This window comes from Collinsella sp. AF08-23 (assembly GCF_003479805.1).
Lineage (GTDB): Bacteria > Actinomycetota > Coriobacteriia > Coriobacteriales > Coriobacteriaceae > Collinsella.
Window position 1 is genome coordinate 1 of sequence record NZ_QUHV01000022.1, and the last position, 2,751, is coordinate 2,751.

Below are 2,751 nucleotides of genomic sequence, written 5' to 3' on the forward strand. Positions count from 1 at the left end.
TCGAAATTTATCGATGGCCTATTTCAGACTGTAATGGGTGGTCGCAGATGGTGCTCAACGGGCGCGCACGCCGTCTCTAATACGGCAATCGGGGGATGCAAGCCATGCGCCCTCGGAGGCTTCCTCCCTGCCTTCTATCAAGAGCGGAAGGCGGAACACATTCTTTTTATGGGATAATAAAAGAATGGATTATTCATGGAGCAAGGAGGGCCGCCATGAAGAGAAGTTTTTTGAGCCTGCTCTGCGTCCTGGCGCTCTGTCTGGGCCTGCTGCCCGCCACGGCGCTGGCGGCAGCGCCGGGCGGACAGATGATTTATGTAGGCAACGAAAATGTGACAAGAGGCGGCTACTGGACGACCGACAACGATGGAAACGTCACCGCATACACAGGCGAAGGCACGCCGGCGGACAACTTTATCCATTATGACGCAGGTAGTAATACCTTGACCCTGCACAACGCCACTATTAAAGAGGAAACACCCTATGATACCAGTACTCTTATCGTGGGTGCAGCCATTGGTGTGCTCAATCAGAACGGCAATGCAGAATTGACCATCACATTGGAGGGCACCAATACAATAAAAGATGTCAGCACGGCAATTTATGTATTAGCCCCTTCTACTGGCAGTGCCAACCTGACCATCACGGGCGACGGCATTCTGAATGCCATTAGCGGTTCTAATCCAGGAATCAGAGTTCAAAGCAACACCAGCAATGGTGCCCTTGCCATCACGGACGCTAAGGTCACTGCAAGTTCAAGCGGTTATAGCGATGGCGTTCGAATACAGTGTGGTGATAGCTCGAACGCATCACTGACGGTGAATGGCGGCAGCCTGACCGCAACTGGCAGCGATACGCTATTTGCAGGGATTACAATGCAGTTTGGCTCCAGTTCCGGCTCCGGCACCCCCACAGTGACCGTCAGCGACAACGCCATCGTGCGGGCCAACGGCAGTGCCGGTGGAATTGCAAGTTATTCTTCTTCTCCGATCCAGTACGAAACAGGCAGCGATAGTACCGGCGGTATCGTCTTTGACAACGGCACCGGCACCGTATACGGCAATGTGACCTTGCAGGAGGATTTGGAGATTGGCGAGGGCGAGAGCCTGACCATCGGAAAGGGCGCCAGCTTGAATACAGGCAGCCATGAAGTGATTGTAGATGGCGGTACCCTCACTGGCGGGGATAAAATAACGGGTACGGTGAAATATGCCCCCACCATCACCACCCAGCCTACAAGCCAGACTGTGACCGAGGGCGGAACCGCCACTTTTACCGTTGTGACCAGCGGCACCGAGCCGTTGTCTTATCAGTGGCAGCAAAGCACTGACAGCGGTCAAAGCTGGACGGATATTGTTGGTGCCACCGATGCTACCTATACCACAGAGGCCACCACTACCAGCATGAACGGCTATCAATACCACTGTGTGGTGCGCAACAGCGCAGGAAGCATCACAAGTGATGCAGTTTCCTTGACAGTCAAAGAACACGTCCATACATGGGGTAATCCCGTCTGGAGCTGGACTGAAGATGGTAAATCAGCAACTGCCACATTCACCTGTGAAAATGATGCAACCCATAAGGAGACTCCGGAGGTAACGGTTACACCAGCAGTGAAGAAGCCAGCCACCTGCACGGAAACAGGCGTAACCGCTTATACGGCAACCGTTGAATTTAATGGTCAGACCTACACGGATACGAAGGAAGTGGCAGACATCCCGGCCACCGGCCACCGCTACGAGAACGGCAAATGCATCGTTTGCAGTGAGGTCGACCCCGCCTTCACGGCAATGATCATTGAAGGCGCGAACGGGAAGTGGCAAAAGGGCAGCGAGGACGGACTGTCCTTCACCTCCAACGCCGCCTTCGATGACTTCCAGAAGGTGCAGGTGGACGGGAAAGACCTTGATGCCTCCAAATATACCGTTAAGGAGGGCAGCACCATCGTCACCCTGAAGCCCTCCTACCTTGAGACCCTGCCTGCAGGAAAGCACACGCTGGCGATCGTCTCCGATACCGGCACCGCCGAGACCGGGTTCACCGTCGCTGCGGCAGAGAAGCAGGCGGCCGATGATAAACCTGCGAACGATAAGGCCGCCAGCGACAGCGACAAGGAATCGCTCGCCAAGACCGGCGACGACTCCATGCTGCCGATAGCGGCGCTTTCTATCCTCGCCGTCACCTCTATCGCAACAGGGGTATTCGCTCTGAGAAGGTCCCGCATCTAGGCTTCGCCGAGAGCGCTTTACGGGTTCCATCCCGCCCCGCAGGAAATCCTGCGGGGCGGTTCTTTTACGCGGGCGCCGAGCAAGCGGGGATTCGAGAGGACGCTCTCGATACGTCGCCTGGGGGGACGTCGCCTGGAGGGTCCGTCCAGGGCGCAGTCGAGCCGGACATGGAGAAAAAGGCCTCGTCAGGGGCTTTTTACGCCATGACCCAGCTTTGATCCGAAAGCCGATTGCCCGCTCAGTTTCGAAACTTTAAGATAAATCGAGTTTCGAAACCAAGAAGGAGCGGATGATGGCTTGGGTAGACCGCAATACGTACATGGAGCGGCTCTAGGCGCTCGAGGGCACCCGGGACATCAAGGCGATCACGGGGATGCGTCGCTCCGGCAAGTCCGAGCTCATGAAGGCCTCGAGCTGATGAGGCGGGGCTACGAGACCTACGTCGGGAAGCTGTACCAAAAGGAGGTCGACTTCGTTGCGAAGAGGGGGGTGTTCCTATAGTTTTGTCAACTGGGAAATGCTC

At 55.9% G+C, this 2,751-nt stretch carries 1 protein-coding gene; it reads left to right on the top strand.

Translation table 11 applies throughout. The annotated features are described in order from the left end of the window. The first annotated feature begins 215 nt into the window (after window positions 1-215). Window positions 216-2,228, top strand: a complete 2,013-nt coding sequence (locus DWV48_RS09055) for an immunoglobulin domain-containing protein (RefSeq protein WP_158574864.1) — start codon at window positions 216-218, stop codon at window positions 2,226-2,228. Window positions 2,229-2,751 lie beyond the last annotated feature (523 nt).